This window comes from Lentzea flaviverrucosa (assembly GCF_003350445.1).
GTDB classification, from domain to species: domain Bacteria; phylum Actinomycetota; class Actinomycetes; order Mycobacteriales; family Pseudonocardiaceae; genus Lentzea; species Lentzea californiensis.
Map to the genome: position 1 here is coordinate 631,568 of NZ_QQAU01000002.1, position 16,230 is coordinate 647,797.

The window sequence follows — 16,230 nt, forward strand, 5'->3', positions numbered from 1 at the left end:
CCGATCATGCACGTCTTCAAGGTGACCAAGTACGACCCGGCGCACTTCGGCGACCGCGGGTACTTCGGGCCTGAGGACTGCAGGAGCGACCACGGACCGCTGGAAGCGGCCTATCTCGCCGCCGTCGAGGCGTTCGCCGAGGACACCGGCGTGACCGAGCTGACGATCCGCGAGCCCGAGGTCGCCGGGTTCGTCAACTTCGGACTGGAACCGAACGTCGACGGGCACGGGCTGATCGGACTGTTCCCGGCCGACCTGACCGGTTACCACGACGGAGCGCGTGTTCCGCTCGCCACCGGAGTCGCGCTGGTCCGGGCGATGCTGCGGGACAACGGCGCCTGGTGCCGGCTGGAGGTGGACGGGAGGTTCTTCGTCCACGTCGGCTACGACCAGTACATGTACATCGGCAGCTCCGAGCCGTGCGATGACGCTGTCGGCCGCGTCAGCGCGCTCGGCCTGTTCCCCGTACCGTTCGGCGAATCGCCGTACGACCCGTACTTCAACGAGCTGGAAGTCCCTCGCCCGGCCGACGACGCGTTCTGGGCCGAGCTGACGCAACTCGCGCTCGACCGGGAGACGGTGGTCCTGGAGGAGGTGTACGTCGGCAACGCCTCCCGGTGGCATCGCCTGCGGGCTGCCGACGTCCCCGCGATCCGCGACGAGCTCACGCCGCGCGCCCGGCTGGTGGTCTGGCCGGAGCTGAACGAGGACGTCGTCGCCGAGTTGCGCACCCTGGACGACAGCGACCTGGTGACGATCGTCTGGGAGGACCGGGACGGCCGGATCACCCACTTCTGGGCAGACGGCGAGGATCGCCCTGCCATCACGGTGCACCTGGCCAAAGCCAAGTCTGCGATGGTGCTTTCCGGCTACGCGGACGACTACGACCCGCTGCTCATGGCAGTGCTGCCCGATGACGATGGTGTAGTCCGAGTTCGTAGGAGCAAATGATCATGCTGACTGGGGATCTCGTCCGGCTGCGGCCCGTCGAGCCGGAGGACGCCGACGCGCTGCACCGCTGGCACAACGACGAGGAGGTCATGCGCTGGCTGCAGAGCTACTACCACACGTCGCAGGCGTCCACGCGGAAGCGAATCGCCGACCGCCAGGAGAACTCGTACGAGAAGGTCACCCTCTGCATCGAGACGCTGAAGGACGGCAAGCTCATCGGCATCGTCGCGCTGCGGGACGCGGATCCGATCAACGCGCGCGCCGAGGTCGACATCTACATCGGCGAGAAGGACCACTGGGGCGGTGGCTACGGCACCGATGCGCTGCGCACGGCGTGCCGGTACGGGTTCGACACCATGCGGCTGCACTCGATCGAACTCGGCGTCGTGGAGGCGAACACCCGCGCCATCCGGTCCTACGAGAAGGTCGGTTTCCAGGTCGACGGGCGGTTCCGGCAGTCGTTCTTCCGCGACGGCGAGTGGCACGACGCGCTGCTCATGTGCGTGCTGAAGGACGAGCTCACCTGAGGGCCGGCGCGAGGTGGCCGATCGCCTCGCGCAGGTGGTCCTCGATCGAGGACGCCGAGACCACGACCAGTCCGGACGGGCGCAGGTCGACCCACCGCCGCACGGCGAGGCGGGCGGCCGCGGACACCGCGGCCGCCAGCACCTCGGCACCCTCGCCGGACTTGCCGAGCCTCGCGGCGATCACGTCGGCGATCGGCGGTTCCAGCTCCGCCACCGAGTCGAGGTAGGCCTCGCGCAACGCCGGGGTCGAGGTGATCAGCGCGAGGGCCTCGGTCGGTGGTTCGCGGTACTGCGCGGCGAACGCGGCGATGATCGAGTCGGCCAGGGGCTCGTCGGAGGGCCTGGCCCGCAACGCTTCCGCCACCTGGAGCGCGCGGGCGGCCGTGATGCCGGCGACGATGGCGTGCTCGCGGCTCGCGAAGTAGTTGTTGTAGGTGCGGGGCGAGACGTTCGCCGCCTCGGCGATCTCGTCGACGCGCACGTCGTCCACGCCCTTCTCCAGGGCGAGCCGCAGTGCGGCGGCCGACAGCGCCGTTCGGGTCTCGGTCTTCTTGCGCTCGCGCAGTCCCACGGCGATCACTGTAGAGACCTGCCGCGACACGATCACTACCGATTGACTTTCGATAGATCACTACCGATACTCGATGCATGATTTCTGAACGTTGGGCGGTGACGGCCCTCCGGGTGTTCCTGGTGGCGCTGTTCGGGATCCTCGTGATGCTGGAGACGTTCTCGATCCCCGGCCAGTACGCGCACATGGCCCAGCAGAACCCGGACGAGGCCCATCTGAGGTGGCCCTCGACGATCGTGTCGATCTTCTGGATCGTGTGCGTGCAGGTGGTGATCGTGGCCACCTGGAAACTGCTCACGCTGGTGCGCAAGGATCTGATCTTCACCGAAGGCGCGATCAAGTGGGTCAACGTGATGGTGTGGGCGATCGCCGCGGCGTGGGCCGTGCTCGTGGGCGTGTTCATCTGGATCGGCGTCAACGCCGACGATCCAGGAGTGATCGTGCTGTTCTTCCTGTTCACGTCGGCGGTCTCGGTGGTCGGCCTCGTGCTCGTGGTGATGCGGGCGCTGCTCAAGCGCGCCACGGAGCTGCGGGCTGACATGGAATCGGTGATCTGATGGCCATCGTCGTGCGCATCGACGTCGAGCTGGCCAAGCGCAAGATGAGCGTCGGCGAGTTCGCGGAGAAGGTCGGGCTGACGCCCGCCAACGTCGCCGTGCTGAAGAACGGGCGCGCGAAAGCCGTGCGGTTCAGCACCCTGGAAGCCATGTGCCGGGTCCTGGAGTGCCAGCCCGGCGACCTCCTCGAGTTCGTGGACGACGAAGAGTCCGCCTAGCCCAGCCGTTTCGCCAGTCGGTCGGCGGCCTCGAGCCGCCCCGACCCGGCGAGCAGGCCCACCGGCGCCAGCACGTAGTCGCGGTCGACGGTGATCTCGGCGGTCTTGAGCACCGGCCGCAGCACCGGGTCCGATCGCAACGCCTCGACGATCGGCCCGATGTCGGGCGTGTGCCGGAAGACTCCGCCCGACAACACCAACAACCCCGCGCCGTGCGGTCCGAGCTGTCCGTCGACCTGCCTGAGATGCCTGCGCACGGCCAGGATCGCCGCGAACGACGCCAGCTTCACGTCGACGGCCGGGTCGTCCGGCAGCCAGCCGACGTTCTCGGCCCGTTTCTGGGCTTCCGCGGCCAGGTCCTCGGTCGTCAGGCGTTCGGTCAGAGCTTCTTTGACCACGCCCGGCGCGGACCAGCGCATGCCCAGATCACCCTCGACGGTGCGGCGGTCCGGCGGCAGCGCGACCGTCCTCTCCAGACCTTCACTGTCCGCTGTGGACACCGCCGAGTACACGTCCGTGGTCGCGCCACCGACGTCCACCACCAGCACGGCACCTTCGCGGTCCTGCGCCGCGAGCCGGGAAACGCCCGCCAGCACGGCATCCGGTGTCACGGCCCGCACGAGCTGGCGGAACCTCGGCCCCCTGGAAAGCCCTTTGCCGCCGATCACGTGCTGCAGGAACGCCTCGCGAATCGCCCTGCGCGCGGGTTCCGGGGCGAGCTGACCGACGTCCGGCAGCACGTTCGGACAGGCCACCACCGTGCGCTTCGCCAGCAGTTCCAACGCTTCCGGCTGCGCCTCGACGTTGCCCGCCAGCACGATCGGCACGGCCACGCGGGCGAGCTTCGCGGCGTTGTGCAGCAGGACCGACTGGTCACCACCGTCCGTGCCGCCGACCAGCAGGATCAGGTCAGGAGCCGACGCACGCAACGCCCTCACGTCGACCGGGCCCGCGCTGACGTGCACGATCTTGGCGCCCGCGCTGAGCGCGACCCGGTAACCGGCCTCGGCGCTCACCACCCGTTCCTGGCCGACGACGGCAAGCCTGAGGCCGCCGCCTGCCGACGAGCACGCGAGGATCTCGCCGTCGCCGACCTCCTCGCGCAGCGCGTCGATGCCCCGCAGCACTTCCGGCGGTGTGGTCGGGTGCTGCCCCGTCCTGACCAGTTCGCCCTCGGGGGTGATGAGAGCGGCCTTCGTCCAGGTGGAACCGACGTCGAGACAGAGGATCACGGGGTTAGCTTGCCACCATGAAGCTCACGCCCAAGGTGATCCTCGAAGGCACGCGACTGACCGGCAAGACGGACCTGGCGTTCGCGTTGAACGAGCACCCTCGTCTGGTCGGTCACCGCAGGTACCGGTACCACTCGCCGTTGATCTCGGGTGAGTGGAGCGGTTTCAGCAACGAGCCGTGGGGCCGTGGGCTGATCGACTTCGCGCCGGAGGAGACCGCGCACGCGATGGAGACCTACGAGACGTGGGCGCGGATGTTCGAACTGCAGCGCTACTACTCGTGGATCGTCGACCGGTTCCACCTGTCCACGCTGGCTTACCAGGCGCGGCAGGGACGGGAGTTCGACTTCGGCTGGCTCGAGGAAAGGCTGAAGCCGCTCAACTTCGCGATCGTGCTGTGCACGCGGCCCGAGGACACGTTCGAGGCAGCACGGGAGGAACGGCTGAAGATCAGCGCGAACCCGAAGCAGTACGTCTCGCTGGAGCCGTTCGTCGAGGAGCAGCGCCAACTCCGCGAGCTCGCGGCGAAGTCGATCCTGCCGGTGCTGGAACTGGACGTGACTCGGCAGGGCCCGGACGACGTGGCGCAGTGGCTGGACGAACAGGGCCTGCTGACGCTCTAGTCGTCCGCCTTCTCGTGCACGGTCTGCATGAACGACCCGAGCTGCGCGAGCTGTTCCGGCGTGAAGAGGTCGATCAGGTACTCGCGGACCGTGGTGACGTGGCCGGGCGCGGCGGCTCGCAGCAGGGCCTTGCCCTCGTCGGTGAGCACGGCGAGGATGCCGCGCTCGTCGGACTCGTGCGGTTCGCGCCGCACGAGTCCCGTCTTCTCCAGCTTGCCGATCTGGTAGGTCAGCGAACTCTTCGACACCACGACCCTGCGCGCCAGTTCGGTCATGCGCATGCGGTTGCCCGGCTGTTCGGACAGCACGACCAGCACGTTGTACTGCGCGTGCGAAAGGCCCGCGTCGCGCTGCAACTGCTGTTCGATCTGCCTCTCGAGGAGGTGGTACGCCTGGACGAAGTGGTGCCAGGCGCTTCCCTCCTCCTCGGAGAGCCACCGCGCGTTTCCCATGGTGCGCAGATTAGTTGGTGACGAGCTAGATGCCTGGTTCTTCGCCTTGCTTGACCACCGGTTCCGGCTTGACCTTGGCCTGACCCGTCTTGCCGAGCACGGAGTTGCGCCGGCTGTAGACGAAGTAGACGACCACACCGAGCGCCATCCAGATGAGGAACCGGATCCACGTGAGCGCGGTCAGGTTCAGCATCAGCCACAGACAGGCGAGGATCGCGAGGATCGGCACGAACGGCACGAGCGGCACGCGGAAGCCGCGCGACAGGTCGGGCCTCGTCTTGCGCAGCACCAGCACACCCGCGGAGACGAGGATGAACGCGAACAACGTGCCGACGTTCACCATCTCCTCGAGCTTGCCCGCCGGGAAGAAGCCGGCGGCGACCGAGACGAGCACACCGATGATGATCGTGATGCGGGTCGGCGTGCCGTGGCTGCCGGTCTTGGCGAGCTTGCGCGGCAGCAGTCCGTCCCGCGACATCGCGAACAGCACACGGCTCTGGCCGAGCATGAGCACCATGACGACGGTGGTCAGACCGGCGAGCGCACCGACCGAGATCACCGTTGCCGCCCAGTCGACCCCGTTGTCCGAGAACGCACTGGCGAGCGTCGCGCGCGTGCCGTCCGGCTGCGTCGCGAGCTTCGTGTACGGCACCATGCCGGTGATCACCAGCGTGACGGCGACGTACAGCACCGTGACGATGGCGAGAGAACCGAGAATGCCGCGAGGCACGGCCTTCTGCGGGTTCTTCGTCTCCTCCGCCGTGGTCGCCACGACGTCGAACCCGATGAACGCGAAGAACACGATGCTCGCCGCCGCCAGCATGCCGAGCACGCCGTACGTGCTGCCCGAGTAGCCGGTGATCAGCGAGAACAGCGACTGCTCGATCCCGGTGTGCGCGGCGGGACCGCCTTCGGCTGCCGGCGGGATGAACGGCGAGTAGTTCTCGGCCTTGATGTAGGTGATGCCGAGCACGATCACGAGCAGCACCACCGCGACCTTGATGGCCGTGATGACCGCACTGACCCGCGAGCTCAGCTTCGTGCCGACAACGAGGAGTGTGGTGAGCACCGCGACCAGGAGCACAGCACCCCAGTCGAACTTGATGCCGTCCCCCACCTCGGTCTTCACGTCGAGACCCATGAGTCCCAACGTCGTCTGCAGGTAGGCGGACCACCCCTTGGCGACGGCGGCCGACCCGACCGCGAACTCCAGCACCAGGTCCCACCCGATGATCCACGCGGCGAACTCGCCGAACGTGGCGTAGGAGAACGTGTAAGCGCTACCCGCGACCGGCACCGTCGAGGCGAACTCGGCGTAGCACAACGCGGCCAGCGCACAGGCGATCGCCGCCAGCACGAACGACAGCGAGACCGACGGCCCCGCGATGTTGCCCGCGGTACTCGCGGTGAGCGTGAAGATGCCGGCCCCGATGACCACCGCGACACCGAAGACCGTGAGGTCCCACGCCGTCAGATCCTTGCGGAGCTTGGTGCCCGGCTCGTCCGTGTCCGCGATCGACTGCTCGATCGACTTCGTGCGCCACAACCCGTTCCCCGGCACGGTGCATACCTCCTCGATGGAACCTGAATTGGCCCACCCTAGAGGTAACCACCAGGTGAGACGGCCATAGCTCTTGTCCGCAGGTTGTCCGGCGATTTGTCTCGACGCATCGGCGATGACCCGCACCGGCCCGGTACTGCCCGCACGGCCACCCCCGCCAGGCGACCACCCCGCTGGAACGCGACAAGCCCACGCAAGCCGACCCGCCCGCTGCCAACCCGCCCCCGAACGCGACGAAGCCGCCCCAGGCAACACCCCAGAGCGGCTTCGACAACCCGAAAATCAGGAACTGGCGACCGTGGACCGGTCCAAATCCGGCTCCAGGTAGATCAACCGAGCATGCGGCACCTTGGCCCGAACCCGCTGCTCCGCATCGTTGATCGCCTGAGCCACCTCGTCCAGCGGCAGCCGGGGCTCGAGCGCGATCTTCGCCGCCACGAGCATCTCGTCCGGGCCGATGTACTGCGTCTTGATGTGGATGACGCGCTGCACCTTGCCGGCGGCCAGCTCGTCGATGATCACGTCGAGGTCCTTGTCGGACGCGCCCTCACCGATGAGCAGCGACTTCATCTCGATGATCAGGATCACGGCGATGATGCCCAGCAGCACACCGATGGCGACGGTGCCGAGGGCGTCGAAGACCGGGTTGCCGGTGATCGTCGCGAGGCTGACGCCGATCAGTGCCAGCACCAGGCCGATCAGGGCGCCCGCGTCCTCCAGCAGCACGACGGGGAGTTCCGGCGTGCGGGAGTTGCGGATGAACTGCCACCAGGTGGCGTCGCCCTTGATCTTCTTCGACTCGACGATCGCGGTGTAGAAGCTGTACGACTCCAGGCCGATCGCGACGACGAGGATGCCGACCGCCACCAGCGGGCTGGAGAGTTCCTCGGGGTGCTGCAGCTTGTGGATGCCCTCGTACAGCGCGAAGACCGAGCCGAGGGTGAACAGCATCAGTGCCACCACGAACGACCAGAAGTAGCGGTCGCGGCCGAAGCCGAACGGGTGCAGCTTGGTCGCCCGGCGCTGGGCCGTCTTCTGTCCCAGCAGCAACAAGCCCTGGTTCGACGTGTCGGCCACCGAGTGCACCGACTCGGCGAGCATCGACGACGAGCCGGTGATCAGGAATCCGATGAACTTGGCCACCGCGATTCCGGCATTCGCGACCAAGGCCGCGACGATGGCCTTGGTTCCGCCCCCTGCTGACACGCCTGTCTCCTCGCAACAAGTCCGGTTTGTCCGGTCGTGAACCTTAGTCTGTTCCGGCCGTGGCGCGGAAAAGTTCAGCGGATTCAACACCATCCGGTCGCACGAGCACCGCCGGGTCCGACGCCGGGAGCCACACGGACTCGCCTCGCGCCAGCCGCAACTCCTCGCCACGGGCGTTGGTGAGTACCACGGCGCCGTTGGTGCAAATCATGATTTGCGGGCCCTCGTGGTTGATCCGGGTCTCGCCTGCCAGGTCCAACCTGGACAGTTCGAACTCCGGCGCGGGCGTGCGGTACACGCGGACGCCGGTCTGGACCTCCTCGCCCAGCAGCACTTCCATGTCACCGCACGTGAAGTCGAGCACTCGCAGCAGCTCGGGCACGTCGACGTGCTTCGGCGTGAGGCCGCAGCGCAGGACGTTGTCCGAGTTCGCCAGGATCTCGATGCCGGTGCCCCGCAGGTACGCGTGCAGGTTGCCGGCGGGCAGGTGGATGGCCTCGCCCGGCTGCAGCACGATCCGGTTCAGCAGCAGGGCCGCGAGCACGCCCGAGTCGCCGGGGTAGGACTCGCCCAGCTCCAGGATCGTGCGGCACTCCAGGTCGAACTCGCCGTGCTCCTTCACGTGCAGCACGCACGCGTCCAGCACCTGCGGGAGCAGCGACGACAGCGACGTCTGAGGCAGCGTGATCAGCATCGTGAACAGCGCGCGCAGGCCCGACGAGTCCGGCTGCGCGACCAGCATCTCGGTGTACGGCGAGAGCGCGGGCGCGTCCAGCGAGCGCAGCAACGAGACCGTCCGCGACGGCTCGCGGAACCCGGCCAGCGCGTGGAACTCGGTCAGGGCGCAGATCAGTTCCGGCTTGGCGGCCGGGTCCTTGTAGTTGCGGACCGCGGCGTCGAGCGGAACGCCACGGCGTTCCTCGGCGGCGAAACCCTCCGCGGCCTGCTCGGCCGACGGGTGTGCCTGCAGGCTCAGCGCCTCGTCGGCGGCGAGCACCTTGAGCAGGAACGGGAGCCTGCTGCCCCACCTCTCGGCGACGCGCGGGCCGAGCTGGCCGTCGGGGTCCGCCGTCAGCAGGTCGAGCAGGGAGCGCTCGGTGCCGTCGGCGCCGCGAACGCGGGACGGGTCGCCGGGGTGGGCGCCCATCCACAGTTCGGCCTCGGGATGGGGTGCGGGCACCTCCTTCCCGAGCAGCTCGGCGATGGCCGTGCGTGAACCCCACGCGTACGGCCTTACCGCGTTGTGCAGCAGGTCCACTTCTGAGTCAGCTCCCAAATCAGTACGGGTTGCCGCCGAGAGTCCCGGCGGCGAGCCCGAGGTACAGCGCGGCCAGTTCGAAGCGGAGCGCGAGCAGCGCGGCGCAGACCGCGTCGCCTCCCGCCACCTCGACGGCCGGCTCCAGCACGTCGGCCCCCGGCAGGGCGTCCTCGGCGGCTTGACGCACGGCATCGGCCATGGGGCCCTGGCGCACGGCCAGCAACAGCACGCGCACGAGTCCGCTACCCGGCTCGTCGTCCGGGTCGGCGAAGAGGTCCGCACCCGAGGTCCCCTGCACCGCGCGGCGGTGCAGCACCGGGCGGGTCAGCGCCTGCGAATACCCGGAGACGTCGCAGGCCACGCCGGCGAACGCCCCCAGCACGCCGGCACCGTGCACGCCGACCGACGTGGCGACGTCGTCGAGGCCCCACAGCAGCGGCGTGCGGTCGGCGACGCGCAACGCGAGCGACTTCGCCGGGTTCACGAACGACTCGTGCACCGGGTGGTCGCGCTCGGCCTCCCGGTCGAGCTCGTCCGCGATCAGTTCGACGTCGGCCTTGAGCAGGCCGAGCGAGTGCAGCACCAGCAGCCACGCGGCGAACGCGCGCGGGAAGCTGAAGCCCGGCGGCACGTCGATGCGGGGCGGCAGCAGCACGGCCCGGCCGGCGGCGGCCGCGGCGATCGGACCGGAGTCCGGCGCCGTCAGCAGTGTGCGGGCGCCCCTGCGGACGGCCCTGTCGATCGACTCGGCGAGCACCCGGTCACCGGGGTCCTCGGTGTGTGCGAGCACCACGTCGAGCGCGCCCACCCACGGCGGCACCTCGTCGGACAGCACCACGGGCACCGAGCAGCCGGGGCCGAGCAACGCCATGACGACGTGGGCGACGGCGACCGAGTGGCCGGGCCGGGTGATGAGCACGACCGCGCGCGGGCGTTCGGCGAAGATCCGCTCCACTCCCGCCTCGGCCGCGGCCTCCGCGGTGGAACGGACCTGTGCCCCCGCCCGTGCGGCGGCGCGCAGCCAGCCGCCCGTGTCGGCGTCGGCGAGGCGGCGCTGGTCGTCGAGCAGCGTGTCGTCGAGCACCTACGTCACCCAGCCGGCGGCGGCTCGACCGCCTCGTCCAGCAGCAGCACCGGAATGCCGTCGCGCACCGGGAACGAACGACCGCACGCGGTGCACGTGAGGAAGTCCGCCTCCGGGTCCGACGGCGTACCGACCTGCAACGGCGCGTGCTCGGGGCACGGGCAGGCGAGGATTTCCAGCAACTGCTCTTCGATCTTGACGGCCACGGTGTTCTCCTCAGGCCCGCACGATCGCGAGGACCTCGTCGCTGAGCGCGGCGACGGCCTCGGGCGTGGCGGCTTCGACGTTCAGGCGCAGCAGCGGCTCGGTGTTCGAGGCACGCAGGTTGAACCACGACCCGTCCGCCAGCTGCACGGTGAGACCGTCCAGCTCGTCGATCGTGACGCCGTCCTTGGAGCCGTACGCGTCCTTGATGGCGGCGATCCGACCGGCCTGGTCGTTCACCGTCGAGTTGATCTCACCGGAGGCGGCGTAGCGGTTGTAGATAGAGGTCAGCGCCGACAGCGGGCCGTCCTGCTCACCGAGCGCGGCCAGCACGTGCAGCGCGGCCAGCATGCCGGTGTCGGCCTTCCAGAAGTCGCGGAAGTAGTAGTGCGCGGAGTGCTCGCCACCGAAGATGGCGCCGGTCCTGGCCATCTCCTCCTTGATGAACGAGTGGCCGACGCGCGTGCGCACGGGCTTGCCACCGTGCTCGGTGACGATCTCCGGCACCGCGTGCGAGGTGATCAGGTTGTGGATGACCGTGCCGCCGGGGTCCTTGGCCAGCTCGCGCACGGCCACCAGCGCGGTGATCGCGGACGGGCTGACCGGGTCGCCGTTCTCGTCCACGACGAAGCAGCGGTCCGCGTCGCCGTCGAACGCGACACCGGCGTCGGCGCCCTCGGCCTTGGTGCGGGCCTGCAGGTCGACGATGTTCTTGGGGTCGAGCGGGTTCGCCTCGTGGTTCGGGAAGCTGCCGTCCAGCTCGAAGTACATGGGGACGACCTCGATGGGCAGGCCTTCGAAGACCTGCGGCACCGTGTAGCCGCCCATGCCGTTGCCCGCGTCCACGACGATCTTGAGCGGGCGGATGTTCTTCAGGTCGACCAGCGCGTTGAGGTACGCCGCGTAGTCGACGAGCATGTTGCGCTCCTCGAACGTGCCGGGCTCGACGCCCTCGGCGTCCGGGACCTGGTTCTCGGCGTCCTGGCGGATCTGCGCGAGACCGGTGTCCTGGCCGACCGGCGAGGCACCCGCGCGGCACATCTTGATGCCGTTGTACTGCGCCGGGTTGTGGCTCGCGGTGAACATGGCGCCGGGCAGGTCGAGCTTGCCGGACGCGAAGTAGAGCATGTCCGTGCTGGCCAGGCCGATGCTGATCACGTTGACGCCCTGCGCCTGAGCGCCCTCGGCGAACGCACGGGACAGCCCCGGCGAGGAGTCACGCATGTCGTGACCGATCACGATGGTCGGTCCACCGACCAGGCGCGCGAAGGCGGCGCCGAAGTCCCGGACCAAGCCGGCGTCCAGCTGTTCGCCGACCACCCCGCGGATGTCGTACGCCTTGACGATGCCGGACAGGTCACGCACGCCGCACACTCCCGAAACTCGCTCTTGACGGCCACTGCCTGGGCAGCCTACCGGCGAGAAGATTAGTGGTGCGTGTGGTCAGTCAGTCCTCGTGCGGATCGGGCAACACCCGCAGGTGGCCACGCCGATGAGAGCCCGCAGGCACATCGGGCAGCTTCGGGCTCACATCAGCCCGCCCAGCCTCCCGCACGGCCTCTGCCAGGGCCGTCAGGTCGTCCACAGTCGGCTCGGGCGCCGCGAACTCACCCTGGTGCCTCACGACCTCCCACCCCCGCGGCGCAGTGAGCCGCAAGGCGTGCTCCTCACACAGGTCGTAACTGTGTGGTTCGGAGTACGTGGCAAGCGGCCCGACGACCGCGGTGGAGTCCGCATAGGCGTAGGTGAGCGTGGCGACAGCCGGGTTAGCACACCCGGTTCGCGAGCACCGTCTCACGCTCCGCACGATCGGGGACGATAGCGCGTCCACGGGAGGCTGTGTGTGAGGCACGCTGTGTTTAGTCGTCAGGGGTAGGAACTAGGCTGCTCGGTTGTGGTGATGGCACGGGGTTCTCAGCGGCAGGGTTCGCCGCGCCGACGCAACCGCGACCGGCACGGGCGAGGCCTGCGCGGCCCTCTCTACCCGGCCACGCTGCCGGCGGCCCGTTCCCGCGCGGAACGCTTCGACGCCCTGGTCATCGAGGCGCTGGAGCCCATCGAGACCCGCTGGCGCACCGAACTCACGCAACTCGACGTAGCCGTCGACGACGTGCCGGACGTCCAGGTGGAGGGCGAGGACGGCGTGGTGGAGGACGGCAACGTCCCCCTGGCGCGCCTGCTGCCCGCGGGCTCGGACAACCGCGCGCGGATCGTTCTGTACCGCCGCCCGCTGGAAGCCCGCGCGAAGGACGGCGCCGACCTGTCCGACCTGGTGCACGACGTGCTGGTGGAGCAGATCGCGAACTACCTGGGCCTGGACCCGGACGTGGTGGACGAGGGCTGAGACCCCTCTCACACCCCGCAATCCCCGCGAGCCGAGCAGTCCAACCGCACGGTCATGGGCACGCATCCCACCCGCGAAGCCGAAGGCGAGCCGTCCTCACCGAACGGTCCGGGTGGGATGGCTTCGGCACGACTCGTGACTAAGCCACCCCACCAACGCGCCCCCAAAGCAACGCAACTCCGCCCAACGCAATAGGCGTGCCATCTACCTACGCGTGGCGTGGACCCGGCTTCGGATCAGATTGGCGGGGTCTGGGGCGGAGCCCCAGGAACACCCCGCCGCCGAGTAGGCACCGCGGTCAACAGGGTGAACAAAGCCGCCGCCGCCTGCCCCAACAACAAGAAGTCCCGCAACGTGCTGGACACGGAGACCCGGACCTCGGCCCCACCGGACGGCAACGGCACCCCGACCAGATGCCCCCAGGCCCGGACGACAGGCACCTGAGCCCCGTCCACAGAAATCTGCCACCCAGGCTCGTCCTCAGCGGCCAGCACCAACACCCGCCCCTCCCCGCCAGGCGAGACCCGAACAGCCACGTCAGGCAGCGACACGTTCACCGGCGCGACCCCGTCCGCACCCAACTCGGACGGCGGCTCACCACCGGTCCGAGCACGACGGGCGAGATCAGGCGCCAGCAACACCCCGGTGTCCGCCACCAGCCGCATCCGCAACACGGGCCGTCCGTCCAGAGCACGCGGCGCCTCGGACACCAACTCCCCGGCAGCCGACCGGATCCGGGCGGACGCCTCCTCGGACGGCACCACCACGAAGGTGACCCCGGAGGACGCGGCCTGTCCCAGTGCCACCTTCACCGCAGGCGCCGCCCCGTCGAGCAACGACGAGTTCCACCGCCGCAACCGAGCCGGCGACGACACCGTGGGCACGAGATCGTCATCCCCGAACGCGGGCATCCGTCCGGCGACCTGACGAACGGGCGACCCGAGGATCAGCACCGAACGCCCGCTCCGCTCCAGTTCGGCGGTCAGCGACGCGTTCAGAGCGAGCCCACCGTCCGCCTTCAACGGCCCGGTCCGCAGGTCCAGGAACCCGGCCACGCCCAGGCTGACCAGCGTCACCACCCCGACGACGTACACGGCCCGCCGGACCCGCGCCTGCCCGGCCACACCGGGCGTCACTCCGCGCTGACACCCGGCCAGCACCACGCAGACGAGTCCCCAGGCCAAGATCACCAGCGGCGTTCCGGGCCAGGCCCCCACGGCCGCCACCGCCGCGAGAGCACCGACGGCCAGCACGATCACCGTCAGCCCGGGCAGCATCGAGGCGTTCGGGCGCAGGACCGCGGCGGCGAACGCGGCGGCCACGAACACCGAGCACACGATCAGGTTCGGCGGTGGCGACTCGAACGCGGCACCTAGGCCGTTGAGAACCATCTCCGGGTGTTGCAACAAGACGGCGGGCCACGGCAGAAGCAGGCCCATAGGCAGAAGCACGATCACGAACAGAGCCGCGATCCGGCGCGCACCACCCGTCACCGCGATGAAGCCGCCGAGGGCGCCGACGATCACAACCACGTGCGTCAGCGGCGAGAAGGCTCCGAGGACCGCGACACCGATGGCGGTGCCGGAGGCCATGGGCAGCCAGGCGTGTGTGGACGACGCGCGCAAGACCGCGTACACGCCAGCGAAGACCACCGGCGTGACGATGTGCACAACGACGACGTCCAGACGACCTTCGGCGACGGCGGTCGTCGCGACCGGCAGCAGGCCGTAGAAGGCCGCCACCACCGCGCGCACGGAACGGCGTACGCGCAAGCCGCGTGACGCGATGTAGGCGGACAACGCGGCGAGGGGGATGTCGCCGAGCAACATCATGGCGACGGCGAACGACGGTCCGCCGGGGATCAGGCCCAGGACGGCCAACGCCGCGGGAGCGGGTGCCGCGGTGCCGCCGAAGACCGGGTGCCAGGAGGACAGGTAGGTCGACCAGACCGATCCTGCCGAGCCGACCGGGAGCAGCCGGCCACCGGCGAGGTCGAGCCCGAGCCGGGACCAGTTCGCGATCACCGCGACGGCCGAGAGCGACAGCAGCAACAGGACCGGCGGCGCCAGCAGCAGCGAGCGCAGCACCCTGGACTGGTCGACCTCGACGAAGACCATGCCGGAGTCACCACGCGGGCCGGGCGACGGACGAGGTCGTGGTGAAGGGCGGAGAGCACCGGGCAGTGCGGCGTCGACGGGAACGACGACGGGCGGGCGGCGCAGGCCGGCGACACGCGGACGACCGCGCGACGCGCCGGCCGGCAGAGCGGACGGGCCGACGAGCCGGGAGTCCACTTCGGACGGTTCGAGCCACGCCGAACCGGAATCGGTTGCGGGCAAACGACCCAGTGCGGCGTCGGCCTCGACCCGGCGGCGGATCAGGAAGGTGGCGCCGGCGCGCACCGCGTTGCGCAGCCGGGTGAGTCTGCTGGTGAAGAGGCCGCGCACGACGGCGGAGCCGCGACGGGCGCGCCGTCCCTGCAGCAAACGGCCGCGCGTCAGGAGGTAACGGGCCGCACCGACTTCGGCGTGTGCGTCCGCGAAACGCCGTAGCAACAGGAAGCCCAGGGCGCGCAGCAGCGACAGGAACAGCAGCCGCGGCACTCCGACGAGGAACGAGGAACTTGAACAATTGACCAAAAATGTACGCATGCCGTGCGCGCGGTCGACGCCACGAAATGACGGACCGGGCCGTGCCATCGTCGCGTCCAAACGGCGTGCGCCTTTAGTCGCGGCGCGTGCATGTCGCATGCGTGCGACGGGTACGCATAGGACCAAATGACCTGAGCGATTAGCGCGCCAGCCGAAGTCGAGATCGTCGCGCAGCAGCGGCATCGCTTCGTCGTAACCGCCGAGTGAGTGCCACACCTCACGTTTGATCAACGATCCGGCGGACGATACGGCGAGAACCTCGGTGCTCTGCTGAAACGATGCGGAATGTTCCGCGGACGACAGACCAGTCTGTCGATGTCCTGAAGAATCCGTCGACAGACCTGCCTCGACGACCAGACGAGAATCCACCCAATCGAGGCACAACGGACCGAGCACAGCGGCCGACGGCGACACCTCGGCCGCGGTCAGCAGAGCCGCCAGGCAGTCCGGTTCGGGAGCGCTGTCGTCGTGCAGCAACCACAGCCACTTGCCAGGGTCACCCCACCGTTCGACGGCGTGGTCGACCGCGATGCGCAAGGCGGTGCCGTAGCCCGTGCCACGCGGCGCGGTCAGCACTCCGTCCAGCAGATCTCCCGCCTCTGCCAGGACTTTTGCCGTCCGGTCCGTCGATCCGGTGTCGACCGCGATCACGTGCCGTGGACGAATTCGCTGGCGCCGCAAGGCAGACAGCGCCGTGCTGAGCCACTGGTCTCCGTCGTGGCAGACCAGGACGCACAGCACCGGCGCTGTCCGGAGCCTCGGGTGAGGACTTGTCACGTCCTCAAGTTAAG

General features: G+C 69.2%; 17 protein-coding genes. 6 read left to right on the top strand and 11 right to left on the bottom strand.

The window, feature by feature from the left end:
- Positions 1 to 6 precede the first annotated feature (6 nt).
- Together DFR72_RS09005 and DFR72_RS09010 are read left to right on the top strand one after the other, a co-directional pair.
- A complete protein-coding gene (locus DFR72_RS09005) occupies positions 7 to 951 on the top strand; it encodes a hypothetical protein (protein WP_090067325.1) in 945 nt (314 codons plus the stop codon).
- 2 nt (positions 952 to 953) lie between these two features.
- Positions 954 to 1,478: a GNAT family N-acetyltransferase gene (locus DFR72_RS09010; RefSeq protein ID WP_090067486.1), complete on the top strand. Its 525-nt coding sequence runs from the start codon at positions 954 to 956 to the stop codon at positions 1,476 to 1,478.
- Here DFR72_RS09010 and DFR72_RS09015 read toward each other — a convergent pair.
- A complete protein-coding gene (locus tag DFR72_RS09015; protein ID WP_245982685.1) occupies positions 1,471 to 2,049 on the bottom strand; it encodes a TetR/AcrR family transcriptional regulator in 579 nt (192 codons plus the stop codon). The two genes, DFR72_RS09010 and DFR72_RS09015, sit on opposite strands and share 8 nt — an antisense overlap.
- Positions 2,050 to 2,126: 77 nt before the next feature.
- Here DFR72_RS09015 and DFR72_RS09020 point away from each other — a divergent pair, with 77 nt between their 5' ends.
- Together DFR72_RS09020 and DFR72_RS09025 are read left to right on the top strand one after the other, a co-directional pair.
- On the top strand, positions 2,127 to 2,606 hold the full coding sequence (locus tag DFR72_RS09020) for a DUF2975 domain-containing protein (protein ID WP_090067324.1): 480 nt from the start codon (positions 2,127 to 2,129) through the stop codon (positions 2,604 to 2,606).
- Positions 2,606 to 2,824: a helix-turn-helix domain-containing protein gene (locus DFR72_RS09025; protein WP_030476549.1), complete on the top strand. Its 219-nt coding sequence runs from the start codon at positions 2,606 to 2,608 to the stop codon at positions 2,822 to 2,824. Before DFR72_RS09020 ends, DFR72_RS09025 begins: the two co-directional genes overlap by 1 nt.
- On the opposite strand, the gene DFR72_RS09030 is transcribed toward DFR72_RS09025, so the two are convergent.
- A complete protein-coding gene (locus DFR72_RS09030) occupies positions 2,821 to 4,056 on the bottom strand; it encodes a glutamate mutase L (protein WP_090067323.1) in 1,236 nt (411 codons plus the stop codon). The two genes, DFR72_RS09025 and DFR72_RS09030, sit on opposite strands and share 4 nt — an antisense overlap.
- Positions 4,057 to 4,073: 17 nt before the next feature.
- Here DFR72_RS09030 and DFR72_RS09035 point away from each other — a divergent pair, with 17 nt between their 5' ends.
- Entirely contained in the window at positions 4,074 to 4,679 is a 606-nt protein-coding gene (locus DFR72_RS09035) for a hypothetical protein (protein WP_090067322.1), read from the top strand.
- Here the strand turns inward: DFR72_RS09035 and DFR72_RS09040 are convergent.
- The 8 genes from DFR72_RS09040 to DFR72_RS09075 all read right to left on the bottom strand — a co-directional run bounded on the left by DFR72_RS09040 (position 4,676) and on the right by DFR72_RS09075 (position 12,251).
- The gene (locus DFR72_RS09040; protein ID WP_090067321.1) at positions 4,676 to 5,131 is read right to left on the bottom strand and encodes a MarR family winged helix-turn-helix transcriptional regulator; all 456 of its coding nucleotides are present in this window, start codon (positions 5,129 to 5,131) and stop codon (positions 4,676 to 4,678) included. The genes DFR72_RS09035 and DFR72_RS09040 overlap by 4 nt on opposite strands.
- Before the next feature lie 25 nt (positions 5,132 to 5,156).
- Positions 5,157 to 6,692: an amino acid permease gene (locus tag DFR72_RS09045; RefSeq protein ID WP_090067320.1), complete on the bottom strand. Its 1,536-nt coding sequence runs from the start codon at positions 6,690 to 6,692 to the stop codon at positions 5,157 to 5,159.
- A 282-nt stretch (positions 6,693 to 6,974) separates the two neighbouring features.
- Positions 6,975 to 7,898, bottom strand: coding sequence for a cation diffusion facilitator family transporter (locus DFR72_RS09050; RefSeq protein WP_090067319.1), 924 nt, complete (start codon positions 7,896 to 7,898; stop codon positions 6,975 to 6,977).
- Positions 7,899 to 7,941: 43 nt separating this feature from the next.
- Entirely contained in the window at positions 7,942 to 9,156 is a 1,215-nt protein-coding gene (gene manA, locus DFR72_RS09055) for a mannose-6-phosphate isomerase, class I (RefSeq protein ID WP_090067318.1), read from the bottom strand.
- A gap of 19 nt (positions 9,157 to 9,175) precedes the next feature.
- On the bottom strand, positions 9,176 to 10,240 hold the full coding sequence (locus DFR72_RS09060; protein WP_090067317.1) for a hypothetical protein: 1,065 nt from the start codon (positions 10,238 to 10,240) through the stop codon (positions 9,176 to 9,178).
- A gap of 5 nt (positions 10,241 to 10,245) precedes the next feature.
- Complete coding sequence (locus tag DFR72_RS09065; RefSeq protein ID WP_030476541.1) at positions 10,246 to 10,446, bottom strand: Trm112 family protein; 201 nt, start codon at positions 10,444 to 10,446, stop codon at positions 10,246 to 10,248.
- A gap of 10 nt (positions 10,447 to 10,456) precedes the next feature.
- Entirely contained in the window at positions 10,457 to 11,809 is a 1,353-nt protein-coding gene (locus DFR72_RS09070; RefSeq protein ID WP_090067485.1) for a phosphomannomutase/phosphoglucomutase, read from the bottom strand.
- A gap of 82 nt (positions 11,810 to 11,891) precedes the next feature.
- Entirely contained in the window at positions 11,892 to 12,251 is a 360-nt protein-coding gene (locus DFR72_RS09075) for a DUF3499 domain-containing protein (RefSeq protein ID WP_189154299.1), read from the bottom strand.
- Between the two features lie 93 nt (positions 12,252 to 12,344).
- Here DFR72_RS09075 and DFR72_RS09080 point away from each other — a divergent pair, with 93 nt between their 5' ends.
- Positions 12,345 to 12,788, top strand: coding sequence for a metallopeptidase family protein (locus DFR72_RS09080; protein ID WP_090067484.1), 444 nt, complete (start codon positions 12,345 to 12,347; stop codon positions 12,786 to 12,788).
- Between the two features lie 236 nt (positions 12,789 to 13,024).
- On the opposite strand, the gene DFR72_RS09085 is transcribed toward DFR72_RS09080, so the two are convergent.
- The gene (locus tag DFR72_RS09085; protein ID WP_090067316.1) at positions 13,025 to 16,216 is read right to left on the bottom strand and encodes a glycosyltransferase family 2 protein; all 3,192 of its coding nucleotides are present in this window, start codon (positions 16,214 to 16,216) and stop codon (positions 13,025 to 13,027) included.
- Between the last annotated feature and the right edge of the window lie 14 nt (positions 16,217 to 16,230).

Excerpts from the sequence above, each read along its gene's own strand:
- DFR72_RS09025 (WP_030476549.1), top strand. The coding sequence starts at position 2,606 with ATGGCCATCGTCGTGCGCATCGACGTCGAGCTGGCCAAGCGCAAGATG.
- DFR72_RS09080 (WP_090067484.1), top strand. The coding sequence starts at position 12,345 with ATGGCACGGGGTTCTCAGCGGCAGGGTTCGCCGCGCCGACGCAACCGC.
- DFR72_RS09040 (WP_090067321.1), bottom strand. The coding sequence starts at position 5,131 with ATGGGAAACGCGCGGTGGCTCTCCGAGGAGGAGGGAAGCGCCTGGCAC.
- DFR72_RS09020 (WP_090067324.1), top strand. The coding sequence starts at position 2,127 with ATGATTTCTGAACGTTGGGCGGTGACGGCCCTCCGGGTGTTCCTGGTG.
- DFR72_RS09005 (WP_090067325.1), top strand. The coding sequence starts at position 7 with ATGCACGTCTTCAAGGTGACCAAGTACGACCCGGCGCACTTCGGCGAC.
- DFR72_RS09010 (WP_090067486.1), top strand. The coding sequence starts at position 954 with ATGCTGACTGGGGATCTCGTCCGGCTGCGGCCCGTCGAGCCGGAGGAC.
- DFR72_RS09035 (WP_090067322.1), top strand. The coding sequence starts at position 4,074 with ATGAAGCTCACGCCCAAGGTGATCCTCGAAGGCACGCGACTGACCGGC.